Genomic DNA, 19,003 nt, shown 5'->3' on the forward strand with positions numbered 1-19,003 from the left:
TCAGGAATCAGGGACGAGTCTACGCGACGGCGCGCTCAGGAGCCGCTGGCCCGCGCCGCGACCTTGTCGAGGAAGTAGCGGTGGAAGCGGTAGTCGGCCGTCATCTCCGGGTGGAACGAGGTGCCGAGGAGGTTGCCCTGCTCGACCGCCACGACCGTGCCGTCCTCGAGCCTGGCGAGCGCCCTCGCCTCGGCCCCCAGCTCGGTCACGACGGGTGCCCGGATGAAGACCGCGTGCATCGGGGGATCTCCGAGCACGGGCACATCCAGATCGGCCTCGAACGACTCGGTCTGCCCGCCGAACGCGTTTCGGCGCACGGCCACGTCGAGCCCGCCGAAGCTCTGCTGACCTCGGATGGCGTCGACCAGGCGATCCGCGATCATGATCAGGCCCGCGCACGTGCCGTAGACCGGCATGCCGTCCGCGATCCGCTCCTTGACGGCATCCGCCACGCCGAAGCTCCGCGAGAGCTTGTCGATCACGCTCGACTCGCCGCCGGGAATGACGAGACCGGAGACCGCCAGGGCCTCCTCGGGCCGACGCACCGCGATGACGTCGGCGCCGAGGTGCGTGAGCACCGCGACATGCTCGCGGAAGTCGCCCTGGAGGGCGAGCACACCGACCGGGCGGGGATCCCTCTCGGCGCTACCAGCCACGCTCGGCGAGGCGGTGCGGCGCGGGCACGTCGGAGACGTTGATGCCCACCATGGCCTCGCCGAGACCGCGCGACACCTCGGCGATCACGCTCGGGTCGTCGAAGAAGGTCGTGGCCTTCACCACGGCGGCCGCGCGCTTCTCGGGGTTGCCCGACTTGAAGATGCCCGAGCCCACGAACACGCCGTCGGCGCCGAGCTGCATCATCATGGCCGCGTCGGCCGGGGTGGCCACGCCGCCCGCGGTGAAGAGCACGACGGGGAGCTTGCCGGTCTCGGCGATCTCGACCACGAGGTCGTAGGGCGCCTGCAGCTCCTTGGCGGCCACGTAGAGCTCGTCCTTCGACATCGACGACAGCGCCGCGATCTCGGACTTGATCTTGCGGATGTGCTTCGTGGCCTCGGAGACGTCGCCCGTGCCCGCCTCGCCCTTGGAGCGCACCATGGCGGCGCCCTCGTTGATCCGGCGGAGGGCCTCACCGAGGTTGGTGGCGCCGCAGACGAAGGGGACCGTGTAGTCCCACTTGTCGATGTGGTTGACGTAGTCCGCCGGCGACAGCACCTCGGACTCGTCGATGTAGTCGACACCGAGCGCCTGCAGCACCTGCGCCTCGACGAAGTGGCCGATGCGGGCCTTCGCCATGACGGGGATGGAGACCTCGGCGATGATCGCCTCGATCAGGTCGGGATCGCTCATGCGGGCGACGCCGCCCTGCGATCGGATGTCGGCGGGGACGCGCTCGAGGGCCATGACGGCGACGGCGCCGGCATCCTCCGCGATGCGGGCCTGCTCGGCGGTCACGACGTCCATGATGACGCCGCCCTTGAGCATCTCCGCCAGACCGCGCTTCACGCGGTTGGATCCGAACTCGTGTGTGGTGCTCTCGCTCATCATGTCCTTTCAGAAACCAGATGAATTCTACTGCTCGGAGGCGTGCTCCTTCGGCCAGGCGGCCTGGATTCCCGCCCGCACGTCGCCGAGCAGCTGCGGCAGCGCCTTCGTGCGGGCGATGATCGGGAAGAAGTTGGAGTCGCTCATCCAGCGCGGCACGATGTGCTGGTGGAGGTGCCCCGCCACCCCGGCACCCGCCACGCGGCCCTGATTCATGCCGATGTTGAATCCATCGCACCGGGAGATCTCGGTGAGCACGCGCATCGCCGTCTGCGTGAGGCTCGCGATCTCGGCGACCTCCTCGGCCGTCGCCAGGTCGTATGTCGCCACATGACGATACGGACACACGAGGAGGTGGCCGGAGTTGTACGGGAAGAGGTTCAGCAGCACATAGGCGTGCTCGCCGCGGGCGACGATGAGCCCCTCCTCGTCCGTCAGCGAGGGTGCCCGGCAGAAGGGGCACTCGTCGATGTGCGGCTGCTCCCCGCCCTGGATGTAGACCATCCGGTGCGGGGTCCACAGGCGCTGGAACTCGTCGGGGATCGCCGCGAAGTCGCCGGAGTCCTCGACCGGTCGGTCCATCAGAGCTGACCCGCTGTGGTCACCTGCTGGTGCGACGCGACGCTCGCCACGATCCGCTCGACGGCCTCGTCGACCGCCACCCCGTTCTCCTGCGAGCCGTCACGGAAGCGGAAGCTCACCGAGCCCGCCGCCGTGTCGTCGGAGCCCGCGATGAGGAGCACAGGCACCTTGTTCTTGGTGTGGGTGCGGATCTTCTTCTGCATGCGTTCGGAGGTGTCGTCGAGCTCGGCACGGATGCCGCGCTTCTTCAGCCGGCGCACGATCTCGGCGAGGTAGTCGGCGTGGTCGTCGGCGATCGGGATGGCGACGACCTGCGTGGGCGCGAGCCACACCGGGAACGCACCTGCGTAGTGCTCGAGCAGGATGGCGAAGAAGCGCTCGATCGAGCCCAGCAGCGCGCGGTGGATCATGACGGGCTGCTGCTTCGTGCCATCCGGAGCCGTGTATTCGAGCTCGAACAGCTCCGGCTGGTTGAAGTCGAGCTGCACGGTCGAGAGCTGCCAGGTGCGGCCGATCGCGTCGCGCGCCTGCACGGAGATCTTCGGGCCGTAGAAAGCGGCTCCCCCGGGGTCGGGGACGAGCTCGAGACCGGAGTCGACCGCCACCTGGCGGAGGGTCTCGGTCGCCTCGTCCCACAGTTCGTCGGCACCCACGTACTTCTCGGGGTCCTTCGTCGAGAGCTCGAGGTAGAAGTCGTCGAGACCGTAGCCGCGGAGCGTTTCCAGCACGAAGTCGAGCTGCCGCGCCAGCTCGTCCTTCACCTGGTCGGGGGTCACGTAGATGTGCGCATCGTCCTGCGTGAGGCCGCGCACGCGGGTGAGGCCCGACAGGGTGCCGCTCTTCTCGTAGCGGTAGACGGTGCCGAACTCCGCGAGGCGCAGCGGCAGCTCGCGGTAGCTGCGCCCGCGGGCACGGAAGATCAGGTTGTGCATCGGGCAGTTCATGGGCTTCAGGTAGTAGTCCTGGCCCTGCCTCGTGATGTTGCCCTCGGCGTCGGTCTCCTCGTCGAGGTGCATGGGCGGGAACATGCCGTCCTTGTACCAGGTGAGGTGCTGGCTGGTCTCGAAGAGGTTCTTCTTCGTGATGTGCGGGGTGTTCACGAGCTCGTACTCGTGCGCGATGAGTTGGCGGCGCAGGTAGTCCTCGATCTCAGAGCGGATGATGCCGCCCTTCGGGTGGAAGACCGCGAGGCCCGACCCGATCTCATCCGGGAACGAGAACAGGTCGAGCTCGCTGCCCAGCTTGCGGTGGTCGCGCTTGGCCGCCTCCTCGAGCCGGGACTGGTAGGCGCGCAGCTCGTCTTTCGTGGGCCAGGCGGTGCCGTAGACCCGCTGCAGCTGCTTGTTCTTCTCCGAACCGCGCCAGTAGGCGGCGGCGAGGCGGGTGAGGGCGAAGCCGTTGCCGATCTGGCGGGTGGAGGGCAGGTGCGGGCCGCGGCAGAGATCTTTCCAGACGGTCTCGCCGGTCTTCGGGTCGACGTTGTCGTAGATCGTGAGTTCGGCGCCGCCGACCTCGACCGACTCGTTGTCGCCGCCCAGGGCGTCGTCACCGTCGGCGGCCGCGGATCCGCCCTTGAGGCCGATGAGCTCGAGCTTGTAGGGCTCGTCGGCGAGCTCGGCGCGTGCCTCGTCTTCGGTGACGACTCGGCGCACGAACCGCTGGCCGGCGCGCACGATGCGCTCCATGGCCTTCTCGATGGCCTTGAGGTCTTCGGGCGTGAAGGGAACGGCCACATCGAAGTCGTAGTAGAAGCCGTCGGTCACGGGCGGGCCGATCCCGAGCCTGGCCTCCGGGTTGATCGACTGCACGGCCTGCGCCGCCACGTGGGCGGCGGAGTGGCGCAGGATGGCGAGCCCGTCGGGGCTCGAGATCTCGACGGCCTCGACGGTGTCGTCGTCGGTCACCGTCGTCGCGAGGTCCTTCAGTTCGCCGTTGACCCGCATGGCCACGACGGCCCGGTCGGTGAAGAGATCGAATCCTGTTGCCACGGGTGAGGGCTCCTGCCTGCGTCGAAGAGAACCACCCAAGCCTACCGGGGGTCGGGGTCAGTCCCAGTCGAGGTAGTCCTCGATGGCCCAGGCGGTCTCGCCGGCGTGCGAGGAGGGGAAGGCGTGCCCGGCGCCCTCGATCGTGACGACGCTCACGAGTCCGGGCGCCGACTCCTTGAGCGACTCGCCGTTCGCCGGCGGCGTCACGTCGTCGGCCGCGCCCTGGATGACGAGCACCGGGATGCCCTCGGCCAGCGCCGGCATGGTCTCGGCCGACTCGACGCCGAGAAGGATGACGCCGTTCACGCGGTCGTGGTGCTCGAGCGCCACGAGACGCGCGAGGGTGCCGCCGTAGCCGTGTCCGCCTATCCAGGCATCCGCCACCTCGAGCTCGTCGAGCACGCTCACCACGTCGTGCACCGACTCGGCGGCGATCCGCACCACGCGGAAGTCCTCCCCGGCGATCGAGTGCGCGAGCCCGGCGAGGGTGGCGATGCCCTCACCCTGCTCGGCCAGCAGCACGACGGCGGGCCCGGAACCCTCTTCAGCAGAAGCGGTCATGACTCGACACCTTTCCTCGTGGGGTGGGGAATGGAAAAAGGCCCCCAAGCATTCTCGGGGGCCTATCTCTGGGGGCCTATTTCTTTGTGGGCGATACTGGGATCGAACCAGTGACCTCTTCCGTGTCAGGGAAGCGCGCTACCGCTGCGCCAATCGCCCAAAGGTGGTGCTTCTGAGAGACCGAGTGGAGGTGGCGACGGGATTTGAACCCGTGTGGACGGCTTTGCAGGCCGCTGCCTCGCCTCTCGGCCACGCCACCGAATGTGGATTTCCCACAGACGAGTAACTTCACTCGAGCGGATGACGAGATTCGAACTCGCGACCCCAACCTTGGCAAGGTTGTGCGCTACCACTGCGCCACATCCGCATTTCCACCCGCATTTCTGCGTGCGGATTAGACATTAGCCGACTCCTCGGGAGATTGCCAAATCGCCGCCGGCACCGCGTGTCGTATCCCGCGGCGTTCACGAGCACCCCTCCGCATCCGCTACTATCGGTAACTGCCCCCGGGCGATTGGCGCAGTTGGTAGCGCGCTTCCTTCACACGGAAGAGGTCATCGGTTCGAGTCCGGTATCGCCCACCAGATGGTCGTTCAGAGCAAGATCCCCTCGCTGGACGGCCTCCGAGCCGCCTCGATCGTGATCGTCCTGATCGGGCACGGTCAGACTCTGGGTGATCCGTGGCCCGGTCACGTGGGCGTGACGGTGTTCTTCTTCCTCAGCGGATTCCTCATCACGACGCTCCTGCGACGGGAGTACGAGGCCAACCAGCGCATCTCGCTCGGCCGCTTCTACCTCAGACGGGCCCTCCGCATCCTGCCACCCGCCTGGATCGCGATCACCCTGTGCGTCATCGTGGGCGCCGCGGGCATCCTGCCCTCGACGATGAACATCTGGGGCACCCTCTCGGAGTACCTCAACTACACGAACTACTACCTGGTCTACGCCGACCAGGTGCACGGCGAGCGGACCTTCGGGCTGCCTCCGGAATCCACGCAGCTGTGGTCGCTCGCGGTCGAAGAGCACTTCTATCTCGTGTTCCCGCTCCTGCTCATCGTGCTCACCGCTCTGCGGATCCGGATGCGCACGATCGGCTGGGCGCTGCTGGCCGCGGGCGGGGCCGTGCTCGTCTGGCGCCTCGTGCTCTCGCTCGAGGGAGCGGGGTTCTACCGGCTCTACGTGAGCACCGACACGAAGTTCGACGGGCTCGTGATCGGAGCGGCGATGGCGCTCCTGTTCAACCCGGCGCTCGGCGACCGTCCGCCGTTCGGCATCCCCGAGTGGATCGTGAACCGGGTGCTGGCGCCGGTGGGCGTCGTGGTCTTCGTGATCGCGGCCATCTCGCCGGAGGCTCCTCGGCTCGCCGTCGCCGACTCGGCCATCTGCCTCGCGCTCATCCCGGTGTTCTGGTTCGTCATCACCCGGCCCACGAGCGTGGCCGGGCGCGTGCTCAACCACAGGTGGGTCGCCCATCTGGGCGTGCTCTCCTTCTCCGTCTACCTGCTGCACCGGCTCGTGCTCGGGCTCGTGCAGCTCGCGGGACTCGAGCCGTGGCTGTCCGACCTCAGCGCCTACCTGCTCGTCCTCATCCCGGCGCAGCTGATGTTCCTCCTGGTGGAGCGGCCGCTCGGTCGCGTGCGCCGCGACTTCGAGGCGCGACTGCGGCCATCAGGGTGCGTCTCGCCGGCGGGGGTCCGGGGCGAGGCTACCGTGGAGAGCATGTCGGCGACCGTGAGGGCTCATGAGTGAACTGGACCGGCTCCTTCTGCTGCGCAGAAGGCGCCGGTGGCCCCTCGTGGTCGCGGTGAGCCTGCTGTGCGCCGGAATCATCGTGGGAACGGGCGCCGGTCTGATCGCCGTGCAGCAGCTGCAGGAGCAGGTGGCCGGACTCGAGGCGGAGCTCGCGACGTCGCGGTTGCAGGATGCTGCGGCGGAATCGGGCGAGACGGCCGGGCCGGGAACCCTCGCTCCGGCACTGGATCCCGAGCAGGTGGTGGTGGAGGAGACCGACGGTGTCACCTCCTTCACCGATCTCTCCACCGGCCTCCGCACGGTGGTGCAGCCCGTCGACCGCTCGAAGCTCACGATCGTGGGCTCGTCGACCATGCGGGAGATGGCCGGCGACTTCGGGGAGTTCGCCGACCGGCACGACGCCGCGCTGATCGATGCCACCGGCGGCGGCCTGCTGGCCGAGCACATGCTCGCCGAACTCGGCTCCCGCCGACTCGTGACCGACGCCGTCGACATCCCCGCCTCGGGGCAGACGACCCTGACCTCGCCGAACGTTCCGGCCGGCATCCAGGGTGCGTTCCGCCTGAGCGGGCACTTCGAAGGCTACGGATCGGCGGCCGGCACGATCTCGAAGACCGAGGGCCCCGCGACCGTGTGGACCTTCGAGCGGGACGAGGACGGGCTGGCCGTCCGCATCCCGGCGGGCACGGAGTTCGTGCCCGACCTCGGCACCCAGGGCCGCGACGGGATCGCCGTGCTCAACATCGGCAAGAACAACCTCGCCGCGAGCGACGGGGTGGGCGCTTCCGACGTGGACGAGCTGGTCTCCTGGACCGAGGACGCCTACAGATACCTTTCGGCCACGGGCAAGTACGTGCTCGTGGTGGGCCACTTCCAGAACTCCGCGACGGCCGCCGACTCCCCCGCCCGGGCCCGCATCCAGCAGTACAACGACGCCCTGCGTGACAGGTTCGGCCCGCGCTTCTTCGACCTCGAGGCGGTCGTGACCTCCGACGACATCTGGAAGGCCACCGGCATCGCTCCCACCGCGGCCGACCTGGCCGAGCAGCGCGCAGGCAACAAGCCGGACGGTCTCTCGCGGCGGGTCGACGGCGCCGTCGATCCCTACCACCTCGACCCTGCGGTGGCGAGCACGATCGCGGGGCTCATGCAGTCGCGCATGATCGATCTCGGCTGGTACTGAAGCGGCACGAGCAGAGCCGACCGGGCTACCGTGGTGCCCATGCCACCGACGCACCGACCAGAGCCCTTCGCCCCCGGACTGAGAGCGGCGAGGTTCATCCCGCCGGTGTCGGTTCACACGGAGTGGATCCGTGTCGTCGGCGCCGCCCTCGAGGAGCACGCGTCATGAGCGCCTCGCCCGTGCGTGAGCTGTTCGGCGGCGCGGGGCTGCTCGGGCGGGGGCTCGGCACCTGGGCGCGTGCGCCACGGCTCATGCTGCTTGGCGCTGTTCCCGCCCTGATCGTGGCCGGCGTCTACACGGTGGGCCTCGTGGTGCTCGCCATCAACGCCCCCGCCATCGCAGACTGGGCCACACCCTTCGCCGACGAGTGGGACGAACCGTGGCGCTCGACCGTGCGCGTCTCCGCCGCCCTCGCGCTCGTGGCGGCCGGAGTGCTGCTCGTGGTGTTCACCTTCACAGCCATCACCCTCGCAGTGGGAGACGCCTTCTACGAGCGGATCTGGCGCGACACCGAGGAGCGCCTGGGCGACGCCCCGGCCGACCCGCAGGCCGGCTTCTGGCGGCTGCTCTGGCGGGGCCTCGTGAACGCTCTGCGGCTCGTGGCGCTCAGCATCGGCATCGGCCTCGGGCTCTTCGTGGTCGGGCTGCTGCCCGTCGTCGGCACCGTCGCGGCCGCCGTGCTCGGCGCGTTCTTCGGCGGCTGGGTGCTCGCCCTCGAGCTCACGGGCTTCGCATTCGACGCCCGCGGACACGCCCTCCGCGACCGGCGCCGGATGCTCGGGGTGCGCCGGGCGCGCACGATCGGGTTCGGCGCCGCCGTCTACCTGCTGTTCCTGCTCCCCCTCGGTGCTGTCTTCGTGATGCCGGCCGCCGTCGTGGGAGCGACCATGCTCGCACGCGATGCGCTCACGGGGAACGCCGAAGCGGGGCGCCACCCTGAAGGATGACGCCCCGCCGATCAGGTGATGGTGAGTGAGCCGACTCAGTCGTTGACGAGGGCGTAGCCCTCTTCCCCGTGCACCGTGGTGTCGACGCCCGCAACCTCGTCCTCGTTCTTGATCCGGAAGCCGATGGTCTTCTGGATGACGAAGCCGATGACGAGCGCTCCGATGAAGGAGTAGAGCAGCACGGCGATCGCCGCGACGGCCTGCGAGGCGAGCTGGCCGAGGTCGCCACCGGTGAAGAGGCCGGTGTCGATGGCGAAGAGGCCGAGGTAGAGCGTGCCGATGAGGCCGCCGACGAGGTGGATGCCCACGACGTCGAGCGAGTCGTCGAAGCCCATCTTGAACTTCAGCTCGATCGCCAGGGCGCAGACGGCCCCGGCGACGACGCCGAGCACGAGGGCCCAGCCGGGAGCGAGGTTGGCGCAGGCCGGGGTGATCGCGACGAGACCAGCGACGGCACCCGAGGCGGCACCCACCGAGGTGGCCTTGCCGTCCTTGATCTTCTCGATGATGAGCCAGCCGATGATCGCCGCAGCGGTCGCACCCAGGGTGTTGATGACGATGAGGCCGGTGTTCTGCAGGTCGTTCAGCCACTCGGCGCCGGCGTTGAAGCCGAACCAGCCGAACCAGAGGATGGCGGCGCCCAGCATGACCAGCGGCACGTTGTGCGGCTTCTGGATGCCCTTCTGGAACCCGATGCGCTTGCCGAGCACGAGTGCGAGCGCGAGGGCCGCCGCACCGGCGTTGATGTGCACCGCGGTGCCACCGGCGTAGTCGATGACGCCGGGGAGACCGGTGAGGTCGCCCCAGCTGAAGATCCAGCCGCCGCCCCAGACCCAGGCCGCGACGGGGAAGTAGACGAGAGTGGCCCAGATGCCGGCGAAGATCATCCACGCGCCGAACTTGGCGCGGTCGGCGATGGCGCCCGAGATGAGGGCGACCGTGATGATCGCGAAGGTCGCACCGTAGGCTGCGCCGACGAGGCCCTCGTTGTCGGTCGCGAGGGCGCTCAGGCCGAAGTCGGCGAACGGGTTGCCGGCGAAGGCCCAGGGCGACTCGACCGCGCTCATGCTGAAGCCGTAGAGGATCCACAGGACGCTCACGAGGCCGAGGGCGCCGAAGCTCATCATCATCATGGAGACGACGCTCTTGGCCTTGACCAGACCGCCGTAGAAGAATGCGACTCCGGGAGTCATGAACAGCACGAGTGCTGTCGCTGTCAGCGCCCAGGCGATGTTTCCGGTATCCATAGGTTCTCATACCTCTCTGTTGTGCAAGCGGCCCCGCGGGCCGGTTACAGCATGCAGCGGTGAGGTTTCAGAACATGCAGGGCTGTGTTTCAGCCGTGTAACGCGAAGGTGTCCCCTGTAACAACCATGTTTCCGTCAGAGCGACGCGGACGCGATGAGGCGGGACACCGCGCGCAGGTACTTCTTGCGGTAGCCGCCCTCCATCATGTCGCCCGCGAAGACGCCGTCGAGCGGCGTTCCCGAGGCGAGCACGCGGATCTGGGCGTCGTAGACGCGGTCGACGAAGGCCACGAAGCGCAGCGCATCCGTCTGGTTGGAGAAGGGTGCCACGTCGCCGAGCGCGATGACGTCGACTCCCTCGATGAGCTTGACGTAGCGGGAGGGGTGGATGGTGCCGAGGTGCTGCACGAGCGATCCGAAGTCGTCGAACGTGATGCTCTCGCCGGCCGCGAGCCGCGCATCGACCGCGTCGGCCAGAGCGGCATCGGTCTCGAAGGCGACCGCGTGCCCCTCGAGGTCGCGGCGCCGGAAGTCGAGGCCGTCGATCCGCACGATGTCGAAGCGGTCGGCGATGGCCTGGATCTCGCGCAGGAAGTCGCTCGCCGCGAACCGGCCCTCGCCGAGCGCGTTCGGCGGGGTGTTCGAGGTGGCGGCGAGGCGCGTGCCCTTGGCCACGAGCTCGCCGAGGAACCTGGTCATGAGCATGGTGTCGCCCGGGTCGTCGAGCTCGAACTCGTCGATGGCGATGAACTTCGCGCCCGAGAACAGTTGTACGGCGTTGGCGTAGCCGAGGGCGCCGATGAGAGCGGTGTACTCGATGAAGGTGCCGAAGTACTTCTGGCCGGGAGCGGCGTGCCAGAGCGCGGCGAGCAGGTGGGTCTTGCCCACGCCGAAGCCGCCGTCGAGGTAGATGCCGGGCTTGGCGACCGGCGTCTTCTTGCCGCGGCCGAAGAAACCGCCCGCCTTGGCCGGCTTCCAGCCCTCGGCGAACGCCCGGATCTTGGCCAGCGCCTCACCCTGCGAGGGGTAGTCCCGGTCCGGCCGGTAGCTGTCGAACGAGGCCGTGTCGAACTGGCGCGGCGGCACGAGCGTGCGAGCTAGCTCCTCCCCCGACATCGAAGGGGTGCGCTCTGTCAGGCGCGGGGCGACGGCCTGCCGCTCATCAGTCATCCGGGGCATCCTGTGTGTAGAAGTGTGACCCGCCGGTGCAGCGGCCAGCTCTGAAGACGTAGATTCGTCTGGGGGTCCTTCTACCCTAACTGGAGGTTGTGTGATGACAGTCGAGATCGATCGCTCGGAGAAGTTCGCCGGCTATGCCCACCCGGAGCGCCTGGTGAGCGGCGACTGGCTCGAGGCGCACCTCGGCGAACCGGGCCTCGTGGTGGTGGAGTCGGATGAGGACGTGCTGCTCTACGAGACCGGCCACATCCCCGGATCCGTCAAGATCGACTGGCACACCGACCTCAACGACCCCGTGCAGCGCGACTACATCGACGGCGAGGCCTTCGCGGCGCTCCTGGGCGCCAAGGGCATCTCGCGCGATTCGACCGTGGTGATCTACGGCGACAAGAGCAACTGGTGGGCCGCCTACGCACTCTGGGTCTTCACCCTCTTCGGTCACGAGGACGTGCGTCTGCTCGACGGCGGGCGCGACAAGTGGATCGCCGACGGGCGCCCGATCACGACCGACCGGCCCTCCCCCGCACCCGTGGAGTACCCGATCATCGACCGCCGCGACGACGAGATCCGCGCCTTCAAGGAGGACGTGCTCGAGCACCTCGGCCGCCCCCTCGTCGACGTGCGCTCGCCGGAGGAGTACAGCGGGGAGCGCACCACCGCGCCCGCCTACCCCGAGGAGGGCGCCCTGCGGGCCGGACACATCCCCACCGCGGCCAACGTGCCGTGGGCGAAGGCGGCCGCCGAAGACGGCACCTTCCGCCCGGTGGCCGAACTCGACGCCGTCTACCGCGAGGGCGCCGGTCTCGCCGAGGGCGAGCCCGTGATCGCCTACTGCCGCATCGGCGAGCGGTCGAGCCACACCTGGTTCGTGCTCACCCACCTCCTCGGCTTCGACGACGTCAAGAACTACGACGGCTCGTGGACCGAGTGGGGCAGCGCCGTGCGCGTGCCGATCGTCACGGGCTCGGAGCCTGGCACCGTCCCCGTCAAGTAGCGGGATACTGGAGGGGATGACTGAGCCGAACCTGCCCCAGGCCCTCGCCGAGATCCGCGACGACTTCCTCGCGCTCGAGCAGCGCGAGCGGCTCGAGATGCTCCTCGAGTTCTCGAACGAGCTGCCCGAGCTCCCCGAGCGCTACAGCGAGCATCCCGATCTGTTCGAACGGGTCGAGGAGTGCCAGTCGCCCGTGTTCATCTTCGTGGAGGTCGAGGGCGGCATCGTGCGGCTGTTCGCCACGGCGCCCAAGGAGGCGCCGACCACGCGCGGCTTCGCGTCCATCCTCGTGCAGGGCATCGACGGCCTCACGGTCGAGGAGGTGCTCGGCATCCCCGACGACTTCCCCAACACGCTCGGACTCACCGCCGCGGTGTCGCCGCTGCGCATCCGGGGCATGACAGCTCTGCTCGGCCGCACCAAGCGCCAGGTGCGCGCCCGCGTCTAGAGCGCGAGCTCCTCGAGGAAGCGCGCGATCGCACGGTTCCAGGCCGCGCGGTCGTAGTTCCAGAGCTTCGTGTGCCTCGCCACCGAGAACGGCACCAAGGTGACGAGGTCGGGCCTCGCCTCGGCGAGCTGGCGGGAGCCCGTGGAGGGCACGTAGCCGTCGTCGTCGCTGTGCAGGATGAGCACCGGCACGTCGACCTCTGCGGAGCGCTTCACGAAGTCGAGGCGATCGAGGTCGAGCGGCTGGTCCTGCCCGGTGACGATCCCGCCCCAGCGGTGCGTGATGGTGGCGAAGGCGGCGTCGCCGATGAGCTCGGGCACGTGGCGAGCGCGACCGTGGAAGCGCAGCACGTCGTGCCAGTCGACCGCGGGCGACTCAAGCACGATCGCGCGCACGATGTCGCGGTGCACAGCTCGCCCCATGGCCTGCAGGGTGATGGCGCCACCCATCGACCAGCCCATGAGCACCACGTCGGTGGCACCGTGGTCGACGGCGTAGGTGAGGGCGGCGTCGAGGTCCTGCCACTCGGTGTCGCCGAGGGCGTACTTGCCGTCGTGCGACCGCGGGGCCTCGCCGTCGTTGCGGTAGGAGATGTGCAGCGAGCTGTAGCCCGCTTCGCGGAACACGGGGACGGCGCGGATGGTCTCGCCGCGGCGGACTCCCCGGCCGTGCACCTGGATGACCCAGCGCGTCGAGGGCGCCCCGGATGCCTCGGGCGCGGGGGGCACGAACCACGCGGGGGCGGGCCCCACCGGCGTGAACACCTCCACCTCGTCGACGGGCACGTCGAACTCGCGTGGGTGGATGAAGAACCAGCCGCTGATGCGCCCGGCCCTGGCCGCGCGCAGGTCGCCGTAGTCGACCTTCAGCACCGTGCGCCGCACGACGCCGTCGGCGACCTCGCGCACCTCGCCGAGGCGGGCGTGCCCGGTGTCGCCCGAGAAGCGCAGGCTGTAGACCCCCGGGAGGATGGAGTCGGCGGTGACGGAGAGCGAGACGACGTCGGCCTCCTCGTCGTAGCCGAGCACCTTCACGTCGTCGACGGGCTCGGAGGGCGTGACGATGGCCTTCGACATGAGTGCCGTCACGATTGCACCGGCGGCCGCGGCGAGGGCGGCTGCGGTTCCCGCGGCCAGGGCGACGACGGTCCAGGCCGGCACGCGGGCCGGTGCGGGGGCGGAACCTCGGTGCTGTGGCGTCACGACCATCCTTCGCGGTGCATCCGGCGTGCCTTCGCCGCGCGGAACCTAAAGAACTCTAGTCTGCACACGTGTCCGATTCCCCCTTCACCCCGGATGTCCCGGCGGCATTCGGTGCGGCCCTCGACTCGCTCCGGCGGGCCGACACGCGCGAGGAGCTCGTCGTGCACGAGATCCCGGCCCCCGCCAAGCTCGCGCCGCACTCGGTGGCTCTCGCGGCCGACGTGAATCCGGCCCGGCACGGGGCCGACTCCGAGCTCGGCACGGGGCGGTTCATCCTGCTCCACGACGCCGAGCGACCGGAGGCCTGGGGTGGCGAGTTCCGGGTGGTGTGCTTCGCTCAGGCCCCGCTGGAGACCGAGATCGGACTCGATCCCTTCCTCGCCGACGTAGCATGGTCGTGGCTCGTCGATGCGCTGGATGCGCGCGGCGCCAACTACACGAACGCATCCGGCACCGCCACGAAGATCATCTCCACCGGCTTCGGCGAGCTGTCCAGTCAAGGCGACGGGGCTCAGATCGAGCTCCGCGCCTCCTGGACTCCCACTGACCACAACCTCCAGGCCCATGTCGAGGGCTGGAGCGAACTCCTCTGCATGCTGGCCGGTCTGCCACCCGTCGTGGATGGTGTGACGATGTTGCAGACCAGACGAGCGCGACGTGACTGACGAGAAGCAGAACCACACCACAGACCAGCCAGGTGGCATCCCGACCCCCGAGCGGCCGGAGGTGCCCGTGCGCACCGTCATCTCGACGGTCGACGACTTCCACGACGCGGTCGAGGCGATCGCGCTCGGCGAGGGCCCTGTGGCCGTCGACGCCGAGAGGGCGAGCGGGTTCCGCTACTCGCAGCGCGCCTACCTCATCCAGCTCTACCGCCGCGGGGCGGGCAGCTTCCTGTTCGATCCGCCCGCGATCGGGGAGTTCGCTCCCCTGCAGTCGGTCATCGGCGACGAGGAGTGGGTGCTGCACGCGGCGAGCCAGGATCTGCCGTGCCTCCGCGAGGTCGGTCTCGATCCCGTGCGGGTCTTCGACACCGAGCTGGGAGCGCGCCTGCTCGGCATCCCACGGGTGGGCCTCGGCTCCGTCGTGGAGGACCTGCTCGGCATCCACCTCGCCAAAGAGCACTCCGCCGCAGACTGGTCGACGCGACCGCTGCCGGCCTCGTGGCTCGAGTACGCGGCCCTCGACGTCGAGCTGCTGATCGACCTGCGCGACTCGATGGCGGTGCTGCTCGAGCAGCAGGGCAAGCTCGAGATCGCCGCGCAGGAGTTCGCGGCCGTGGTGGCGAAGGAGGAGAAAGCACCTCTCGCCGAGCCCTGGCGCCGACTCACCGGGGTGAGTGCCCTGCGGCCCGACAAGCACCTCGCCGCCGCCCGGGAGCTGTGGCTCGCGCGCGACGAGCTCGCGCGCGCCACCGACACCGCGCCGGGTCGCCTCGTGCCGGACGCCTCGCTCATGGTGGCGGCACGTGCTCTGCCCACCTCCCGCCGCGAGCTCGCCGGCCTCAAGCAGTTCTCCGGCCGGGCCAGCCGCAGCGAGATCGACCGCTGGTGGGCCGCCATCGAGCGTGCCCTCGCGACCGACGACATCCCCGTGCACCGGCGGGCGACCGACACGCTGCCGCCGCCGCGGAGCTGGGCCGATCGCAATCCTGAGGCCGACGTGCGGCTGAAGAACGCCAGGGCCGCCCTCACAGCGGTCTCGGAGGAGCGCAGCATCCCGCTCGAGAACCTGCTGACCCCGGATTTCCTCCGTCGCCTGGCCTGGAAGGGCGTCGAGCCGCTCGCCCTCGAGACGGTGCAGGAGGAGCTCGCCGCGCTCGGCGCACGACCCTGGCAGATTGAGCTGAATGCACAGCCGATCCTGCAGGCCTTTGTGGAAGCCCGCCAAACGGGCGAGACGCCGCCGATCGCCGAGTCGTAGAAAGAATCAAACGATTCCTCGCGGTCAGGGGCCTCTTCTAGGATCGAATCCGATCCAATCCCAGGAGGCATAGTGGCCGAAAGATCTGAAGTCGTTTTCGTCGATGGAGTGCGCACCCCGTTCGGGCGCGCGGGCGAGAAGGGCATGTACTGGCAGACCCGAGCGGACGACCTGGTCGTGAAGGCGATGACCGGACTGCTCGAGCGCAACCCGAACGTGCCGAAGGACCGCATCGACGACGTCGCGATCGCGGCGACCACGCAGACCGGTGACCAGGGGCTCACCCTCGGCCGCACAACGGCGCTGCTCGCCGGCCTCCCCCAGTCGGTGCCGGGCTTCGCGATCGACCGCATGTGCGCGGGTGCCATGACGAGCGTGACGACCCTCGCGGGCGGCATCGCATTCGGCGCCTACGACCTCGTGATCGCGGGAGGTGTCGAGCACATGGGCCGGCACCCGATGGGATTCGACGCCGACCCCAATCCCCGGTTCCTCGCGGAGCGGCTCGTCAGCGGAGAGGCGCTCAACATGGGCAACACCGCCGAGCGCATCCACGACCGCTTCCCGCAGCTCACCAAGGAGCGCTCGGACCGCTATGCGCTGCGCAGCCAGCAGAAGGTCGCGGCGGCCTACGAGGCCGGCAAGATCCAGCCCGACCTCGTGCCCGTCGCCGTGCGCAGCGCCGCCGGCTGGGGGCTCGCCACGCGCGACGAGGCGCCTCGCCCCGAGACCACGATGGAGGGCCTCGCCGGCCTCCGCACCCCGTTCCGGCCGCACGGCCGGGTGACCGCGGGCAACTCGTCCGGCCTCAACGACGGCGCGACCGTCTCGCTGCTCGCGAGTGCCGACACCGCCAACGAGCTCGGTCTCTCGGTCAAGATGAAGCTCGTCTCGTTCGCCTTCGCGGGCGTCGAGCCCGAGATCATGGGCATCGGCCCCGTGCCCTCCACCGAGAAGGCGCTGCGCAAGGCGGGGCTCTCGATCGACGACATCGGGCTGTTCGAGCTCAATGAGGCGTTCGCCGTGCAGGTGCTCTCGTTCCTCGACCACTTCGGCATCGACGACGACGACGCACGCGTGAACGAGTACGGCGGGGCCATCGCCATCGGCCACCCACTGGCCTCGTCGGGCGTGCGTCTCATGATCCAGCTCGCCCGGCAGTTCGAGGAGCACCCCGAGGTGCGCTACGGCCTCACCGCGATGTGCGTGGGCCTCGGCCAGGGCGGCACCGTCATCTGGGAGAACCCGAACTGGAACAAGAAGGCGAAGAAGCGATGACCGACTACTCCACGATCGATTTCTCGGACCTCGAGGCGCTCTCGGCCGACGAGGTCGTGACCCACTCGTACGTGCGCGACGTGCCGCTGAAGAGCGGCAAGACCCTCGCGCTCATCACGCTCGACAACGGGCGCGACCACACCCGCCCCTCCACGCTCGGCCCGCTGGGCCTGCTGGAGTACCAGAAGACCCTCGAGAGCCTCAAGGCGCGTGCCGCGGCCGGCGAGATCCACGCGGTGGCCGTCACGGGCAAGCCGTACATCCTCGCGGCCGGAGCCGACCTCAGCCGTGTCGGCGACATCCCGAGCCGTGATGCTGCGAAGAAGATGGCGCAGCTCGGCCACTGGGCCTTCGGCACCATGAAGCAGATCGGCGTGCCGAGCTTCGCGTTCATCAACGGCCTCGCGCTCGGTGGTGGTGTGGAGGTGGCCCTCGCCGCCGACTACCGCACGATCGACTCGTCGGCCGCCGCCGTCGCGCTTCCCGAGGTCTTCCTCGGCATCATCCCGGGCTGGGGCGGCGCCTACCTGCTGCCGAACCTCATCGGCATCGAGAACGCGCTCAAGGTCGTCATCGAGAACCCTCTGAAGAACAACCGCACGCTCAAGGCGAAGGATGCGTTCGAGCTCGGCATCGCCGACGCGATCTTCTCCCCCTCGAACTACCTCGAGGACTCGCTGAACTGGGCAGACGGTGTGCTCTCGGGCGCCGTGAAGGTGAAGCGGTCGAATGAGCCGGGCAAGGTCGAGCGCCTCGTGAAGTGGGACGCCGCGGTGGGCATCGCACGCAAGATGCTCGAGAGCCGCATCGGCACGGTCGCCAAGTCGCCCTACCGGGCCCTCGACCTGCTGAAGGCCGCGAAGTCGGGCACCGCCGAGGAGGGCTTCGAGCGCGAGGACGAGGCTCTCGCCGACCTCATCGCGGGAGACCAGTTCCGGGCAAGCATCTACGCTTTCGATCTCGTGCAGAAGCGTGCCAAGCGGCCCGCCGGGGCGCCCGACAAGGCGCTTGCGAAGCCCGTCACGAAGGTCGGCATCATCGGCGCCGGCCTCATGGCCTCGCAGTTCGCGCTGCTTTTCGTGCGCCGGCTGCAGGTGCCCGTCGTGATCACCGACCTCGACCAGTCGCGCGTCGACAAGGGCCTCGACTACATCCGCGGCGAGATCGCGACGCTGCTCGGCAAGGGCCGCATCTCGCAGGACGAGTCGAACCGCCTCAACGCCCTCGTCTCGGGCACCACCGACAAGGCCGATTTCAACGACGCCGACTGGGTGATCGAGGCTGTATTCGAGGAGCTCAGGGTGAAGCAGGACGTCTTCGCCGAGATCGAGAAGCACGTCTCCGAGACCGCGGTGCTCGCCACGAACACCTCGTCGCTCTCGGTCGAGCAGATCGGTGCGAAGCTCGCGCACCCCGAGCGGCTCGTGGGCTTCCACTTCTTCAACCCGGTGGCCGTGATGCCGCTGATCGAGGTCGTGAACACCCCGGCGACCGATGAGGCGACGCTTTCGACCGCCATGGTCGTGGCCAAGAACCTCAAGAAGAATGCCGTCATCACCCGCGACACCCCCGGGTTCGTGGTCAACCGCATTCTCGCCAAGGTGCTCGGCGAGGCCATGCACGCGGTCGACACCGGCACGCCGTTCGAGGTCATGAACCGCGCGCTCGATCCGTTCGGCCTGCCGATGACGCCGTTCGAGCTGCTCGAGCTCGTGGGGCTCAAGGTGGGGGCGCACGTGCTCGACACCCATCACGCCGCGTTCCCCGAGCGGTTCTTCGAGAGTGCCAACCTGCACGCGCTCGCGGAGCACGGCAAGATCTTCGACCGCGACGGCAAGGGCAAGATCACCGGCTTCGACAAGAAGGCCGTGAAGATCGTCTCGGGCGGCACCACCCCCATGACGGAGGAGGAGATCCTCCGCCGCGTGGAGGACGGCCTCGCCGACGAGGTGCACCGCATGCTGGAGGACGACGTCGTTCACGCGGCGGAAGACATCGACCTCTGCCTCATCCTCGGCGCCGGCTACCCCTTCCAGATGGGCGGCCTCACGCCCTACCTCGACCGCGTGGGAGCTTCCCAGCGAGCCTTCGGCGGCACCTTCCACACCCCGCCGATCGTGGGAGTCGACTGACGTTCGCGCTCTCTCGGACCGAGTGGCCGCCGCAGCTTCTCC

17 protein-coding genes and 4 tRNA genes are annotated in these 19,003 nt (G+C 69.0%); 10 read left to right on the top strand and 11 right to left on the bottom strand.

Going from position 1 to position 19,003, the window contains the following annotated elements; translation table 11 throughout:
* Nucleotides 1-35: 35 nt before the first annotated feature.
* The 8 genes from pdxT to N1028_RS08965 form a co-directional block, all read right to left on the bottom strand.
* A complete protein-coding gene (pdxT, locus tag N1028_RS08930; RefSeq protein WP_259526701.1) occupies nt 36-656 on the bottom strand; it encodes a pyridoxal 5'-phosphate synthase glutaminase subunit PdxT in 621 nt (206 codons plus the stop codon).
* Complete coding sequence (gene pdxS / locus N1028_RS08935) at nt 646-1,545, bottom strand: pyridoxal 5'-phosphate synthase lyase subunit PdxS (protein ID WP_259526702.1); 900 nt, start codon at nt 1,543-1,545, stop codon at nt 646-648. Before pdxS ends, pdxT begins: the two co-directional genes overlap by 11 nt.
* Nucleotides 1,546-1,572: 27 nt before the next feature.
* Nucleotides 1,573-2,127, bottom strand: coding sequence for an HIT family protein (locus tag N1028_RS08940; protein WP_259526703.1), 555 nt, complete (start codon nt 2,125-2,127; stop codon nt 1,573-1,575).
* Complete coding sequence (thrS, locus tag N1028_RS08945; protein ID WP_259528073.1) at nt 2,127-4,070, bottom strand: threonine--tRNA ligase; 1,944 nt, start codon at nt 4,068-4,070, stop codon at nt 2,127-2,129. Before thrS ends, N1028_RS08940 begins: the two co-directional genes overlap by 1 nt.
* Before the next feature lie 102 nt (nt 4,071-4,172).
* A complete protein-coding gene (locus N1028_RS08950; RefSeq protein ID WP_259526704.1) occupies nt 4,173-4,676 on the bottom strand; it encodes an alpha/beta fold hydrolase in 504 nt (167 codons plus the stop codon).
* An 87-nt stretch (nt 4,677-4,763) separates the two neighbouring features.
* Nucleotides 4,764-4,835: transfer RNA gene (locus N1028_RS08955), tRNA-Val, on the bottom strand.
* A 26-nt stretch (nt 4,836-4,861) separates the two neighbouring features.
* Nucleotides 4,862-4,935, bottom strand: a tRNA-Cys gene (locus N1028_RS08960).
* Between the two features lie 36 nt (nt 4,936-4,971).
* Nucleotides 4,972-5,043 (bottom strand) — tRNA-Gly (locus N1028_RS08965).
* 141 nt (nt 5,044-5,184) lie between these two features.
* Between N1028_RS08965 and N1028_RS08970 the strand changes: the two genes are divergently transcribed.
* From N1028_RS08970 to N1028_RS08985, 4 genes are all read left to right on the top strand, one after another.
* Nucleotides 5,185-5,260: transfer RNA gene (locus tag N1028_RS08970), tRNA-Val, on the top strand.
* A 1-nt stretch (nt 5,261) separates the two neighbouring features.
* Nucleotides 5,262-6,425 (top strand): acyltransferase family protein, encoded by a 1,164-nt coding sequence (locus N1028_RS08975; protein WP_259526705.1) that lies wholly within the window; start codon nt 5,262-5,264, stop codon nt 6,423-6,425.
* Nucleotides 6,418-7,611 (top strand): hypothetical protein, encoded by a 1,194-nt coding sequence (locus tag N1028_RS08980; RefSeq protein WP_259526706.1) that lies wholly within the window; start codon nt 6,418-6,420, stop codon nt 7,609-7,611. The genes N1028_RS08975 and N1028_RS08980 overlap by 8 nt, the downstream gene beginning before the upstream one ends.
* 164 nt (nt 7,612-7,775) lie before the next feature.
* A complete protein-coding gene (locus tag N1028_RS08985) occupies nt 7,776-8,558 on the top strand; it encodes an EI24 domain-containing protein (RefSeq protein ID WP_259526707.1) in 783 nt (260 codons plus the stop codon).
* Between the two features lie 35 nt (nt 8,559-8,593).
* On the opposite strand, the gene N1028_RS08990 is transcribed toward N1028_RS08985, so the two are convergent.
* Both N1028_RS08990 and zapE read right to left on the bottom strand, forming a co-directional pair.
* On the bottom strand, nt 8,594-9,805 hold the full coding sequence (locus tag N1028_RS08990; protein WP_259526708.1) for an ammonium transporter: 1,212 nt from the start codon (nt 9,803-9,805) through the stop codon (nt 8,594-8,596).
* A gap of 135 nt (nt 9,806-9,940) precedes the next feature.
* Nucleotides 9,941-10,975 (bottom strand): cell division protein ZapE, encoded by a 1,035-nt coding sequence (gene zapE, locus N1028_RS08995; protein WP_259526709.1) that lies wholly within the window; start codon nt 10,973-10,975, stop codon nt 9,941-9,943.
* A 103-nt stretch (nt 10,976-11,078) separates the two neighbouring features.
* Between zapE and N1028_RS09000 the strand changes: the two genes are divergently transcribed.
* Complete coding sequence (locus N1028_RS09000) at nt 11,079-11,978, top strand: sulfurtransferase (RefSeq protein ID WP_259526710.1); 900 nt, start codon at nt 11,079-11,081, stop codon at nt 11,976-11,978.
* Between the two features lie 16 nt (nt 11,979-11,994).
* On the top strand, nt 11,995-12,426 hold the full coding sequence (locus N1028_RS09005; RefSeq protein WP_259526711.1) for a SufE family protein: 432 nt from the start codon (nt 11,995-11,997) through the stop codon (nt 12,424-12,426).
* On the opposite strand, the gene N1028_RS09010 is transcribed toward N1028_RS09005, so the two are convergent.
* Nucleotides 12,423-13,628 carry an alpha/beta hydrolase family protein gene (locus N1028_RS09010; RefSeq protein WP_259526712.1) on the bottom strand — a complete coding sequence of 402 codons (1,206 nt, stop codon included), beginning with the start codon at nt 13,626-13,628 and terminating at the stop codon, nt 12,423-12,425. The genes N1028_RS09005 and N1028_RS09010 overlap by 4 nt on opposite strands.
* A 68-nt stretch (nt 13,629-13,696) precedes the next feature.
* Here N1028_RS09010 and N1028_RS09015 point away from each other — a divergent pair, with 68 nt between their 5' ends.
* From N1028_RS09015 to N1028_RS09030, 4 genes are all read left to right on the top strand, one after another.
* Entirely contained in the window at nt 13,697-14,293 is a 597-nt protein-coding gene (locus N1028_RS09015; RefSeq protein ID WP_259526713.1) for a DUF3000 domain-containing protein, read from the top strand.
* The gene (locus N1028_RS09020) at nt 14,286-15,551 is read left to right on the top strand and encodes a ribonuclease D (RefSeq protein ID WP_375163389.1); all 1,266 of its coding nucleotides are present in this window, start codon (nt 14,286-14,288) and stop codon (nt 15,549-15,551) included. Before N1028_RS09015 ends, N1028_RS09020 begins: the two co-directional genes overlap by 8 nt.
* A gap of 72 nt (nt 15,552-15,623) precedes the next feature.
* Nucleotides 15,624-16,829: a thiolase family protein gene (locus N1028_RS09025; RefSeq protein ID WP_259526714.1), complete on the top strand. Its 1,206-nt coding sequence runs from the start codon at nt 15,624-15,626 to the stop codon at nt 16,827-16,829.
* Nucleotides 16,826-18,961 carry a 3-hydroxyacyl-CoA dehydrogenase NAD-binding domain-containing protein gene (locus N1028_RS09030; protein WP_259526715.1) on the top strand — a complete coding sequence of 712 codons (2,136 nt, stop codon included), beginning with the start codon at nt 16,826-16,828 and terminating at the stop codon, nt 18,959-18,961. The genes N1028_RS09025 and N1028_RS09030 overlap by 4 nt, the downstream gene beginning before the upstream one ends.
* Nucleotides 18,962-19,003: the final 42 nt, after the last annotated feature.

This window comes from Herbiconiux oxytropis, assembly GCF_024979315.1.
In the GTDB taxonomy this organism is placed as follows: domain Bacteria; phylum Actinomycetota; class Actinomycetes; order Actinomycetales; family Microbacteriaceae; genus Herbiconiux; species Herbiconiux oxytropis.